The organism is Streptomyces sp. NPDC006265 (assembly GCF_040613555.1).
In the GTDB taxonomy this organism is placed as follows: Bacteria; Actinomycetota; Actinomycetes; order Streptomycetales; family Streptomycetaceae; genus Streptomyces.
In genome coordinates this window covers 1-2,558 of the sequence record NZ_JBEXSH010001095.1, presented here as the reverse complement: position 1 = coordinate 2,558, position 2,558 = coordinate 1, and the positions used below count along the sequence as shown (strand labels likewise).

3 protein-coding genes are annotated in these 2,558 nt (G+C 73.4%); 2 read left to right on the top strand and 1 reads right to left on the bottom strand.

Annotated features, from left to right (window positions below; translation table 11 throughout):
* The coding region (locus tag ABZ281_RS45680) for a metalloregulator ArsR/SmtB family transcription factor (RefSeq protein ID WP_356664324.1) at window positions 1–323 on the bottom strand (323 nt) is incomplete at its 3' end.
* 143 nt (window positions 324–466) lie between these two features.
* On the opposite strand from ABZ281_RS45680, the gene ABZ281_RS45675 reads away from it, so the two are divergent.
* Both ABZ281_RS45675 and ABZ281_RS45670 read left to right on the top strand, forming a co-directional pair.
* Window positions 467–1,936 carry an AlkA N-terminal domain-containing protein gene (locus ABZ281_RS45675; protein ID WP_356664326.1) on the top strand — a complete coding sequence of 490 codons (1,470 nt, stop codon included), beginning with the start codon at window positions 467–469 and terminating at the stop codon, window positions 1,934–1,936.
* 9 nt (window positions 1,937–1,945) lie between these two features.
* The gene (locus ABZ281_RS45670; RefSeq protein ID WP_356664322.1) at window positions 1,946–2,431 is read left to right on the top strand and encodes a methylated-DNA--[protein]-cysteine S-methyltransferase; all 486 of its coding nucleotides are present in this window, start codon (window positions 1,946–1,948) and stop codon (window positions 2,429–2,431) included.
* The last annotated feature ends 127 nt before the right edge of the window (window positions 2,432–2,558 follow it).

Here is a 2,558-nt window from a genome sequence, read left to right as displayed (position 1 = left end):
TCAGCTTGATCGGCTTGCCCGGGCCGCCGGGCAGGGGCAGCGTCCAGTGCTGCCCCTCGTAGGACAGGCGCTCGCGGGTCATGGCCTTGCGGGCCCAGATTGCGCAGCAGCCGCAGCTGGTGCGAGCAGGCCGACTGCTCCATGCCCACCTCGGCGGCCAACTCCGTGGCCGGCAGCGGGCCTTCGCGCAGCCGTGCCAGGATCAGCAGGCGGGAGGGCGTGGACAGGGCCTGGAGCGTGGTGGCGACCTTCGCGACGTTGTCCGCGTCCAGGCGTACTCGCTCGGCGGCTTCCTGCACGGGGGTGACGGCTCCATGACCCATGACGTCATCGTACCGGCCCCGTGCGAACATATGAATGAATCTTCATCTATCCCGGTCCGATGGCGTGGCGCGGGCACGTCGATGTCGGATTCTCGCCAGCTCCGTGCCGCCCGGTGCCCGATCCTGGACTCATGCGGATGGGGATGCACACCGACACCGAGCGCTGCGTACGCGCCGTCCGGTCCAAGGACGCACGCTTCGACGGCTGGTTCTTCACGGCCGTCCTGACCACCGGCATCTACTGCCGTCCCAGCTGCCCGGTGGTGCCGCCCAAGCCGGCGAACATGGTCTTCCACCCCAGCGCGGCGGCCTGTCAGCAGGCCGGGTTCCGGGCCTGCAAGCGCTGCCGGCCCGACACCAGCCCCGGCTCCCCGGAGTGGAACCGGCGCGCCGACCTCGTGGCCCGTGCCGTGCGGCTGATCGCCGACGGCGTCGTGGACCGCGAGGGCGTGCCCGGCCTCGCCGGCCGGCTCGGCTACAGCACCCGGCAGGTCGAGCGCCAGCTCCTCGCCGAGCTGGGTGCGGGCCCCCTCGCGCTCGCCCGTTCCCAGCGCGCCCAGACGGCCCGGCTGCTCATCGAGACGACCGTCCTGCCCATGGCGCAGATCGCGTTCGCCGCCGGCTTCGCCTCGATCCGCACCTTCAACGACACGGTCCGCGAGGTCTTCGCCCTGGCCCCGAGCGAGCTGCGCGCCCGCGCCCCCAGAGGGCAGGGGGCGAGCACACCCGGCGTGCTCTCCCTGCGGCTGCCGTTCCGCGCCCCGCTCAACCCGGACAACCTCTTCGGCCACCTCGCCGCGACGGCCGTACCCGGCGTGGAGGAGTGGCGCGACGGCTCCTACCGTCGCACCCTGCGCCTCCCGTACGGCCACGGCATCGTGGCCCTCACCCCGAACCCGGACCACATCGCCTGCCGCCTCACCCTCAGCGACCTGCGCGATCTGACCGTCGCCATCAGCCGCTGCCGCCGGCTGCTCGACCTGGACGCCGACCCCGTCGCGATCGACGACCAGCTCCGCACGGACCCGGTCCTCGCGCCGCTGGTCGACAAGGCGCCCGGCCGGCGCGTGCCGCGCACGGTCGACGAGACCGAGTTCGCCGTCCGGGCCGTGCTCGGGCAGCAGGTCTCCACGGTTGCCGCGCGCACCCACGCGGCCCGCCTGGTCACCGCGTACGGCGAGCCGGTCGAGGACCCCGAGGGCGGCCTCACCCACCTCTTCCCGGCCCCCGAGGCCCTCGCGGCGCTGGACCCCGAGTCGCTGGCGATGCCCCGCACCCGCCGCACCACCTTCACCACCCTGGTCCGCCGGCTCGCCGACGGCGACCTCCGCCTCGGTGTCGAGAGCGACTGGCCGCAGACCCGCGCCCAGCTCCTCGCGCTGCCCGGCTTCGGCCCCTGGACGGCGGACGTCATCGCCATGCGCGCCCTGGGCGACCCCGACGCCTTCCTCCCCACCGACCTCGGCATCCGCCGCGCCGCCCGGGAACTGGGCCTGCCCTCCACCCCCGCCGCACTCACCGCACGCGCTGCGGCCTGGCGCCCCTGGCGGGCCTACGCGGTCCAGTACCTCTGGGCGACCGACAGCCACCCGATCAACTTCCTTCCGGTATAGGGACGCCCGATGAAGCAGCAGCACACCGTGACCGACAGCCCGTACGGCCCGCTCACCCTCGTCGCCGAGGACGGCGTGCTCTGCGGTCTCTACATGACCGACCAGCGCCACCGCCCGCAGCAGGAGACCTTCGGCACCCGCGACGACACCCTCTTCGCGGAGACGGAGGAGCAGCTGAAGGCCTACTTCGCGGGCGAGCTCAAGGAGTTCACCGTCGAACTGCGCCTGACCGGCACCCTGTTCCAGCGCACCGTCTGGGACCGGTTGCGCCGCATCCCCTACGGCGAGACCCGCACCTACGGGCAACTCGCCGACACCCTCGGCGCCCCCACCGCCTCCCGAGCGGTCGGCCTCGCCAACGGCCGCAACCCCATCGGCATCATCGTCCCCTGCCACCGCGTCATCGGCGCGAACGGCAGCCTGACCGGGTACGGCGGCGGGCTGGAGCGCAAGCAGCGCCTGCTGGACTTCGAGCGGGGCGCCGCCCTGTTCTAGTGCCGCGGCAGGCAACGTTCGCCCCGTCGCGGCGCCCGGCACGCTCCCCCACGCTCTCGACTCCGCTCGAGCAGGGGGTACCCCCACTCGCCGCACCGGCCGAAACCCCGAGTACGTCCAGTACGAG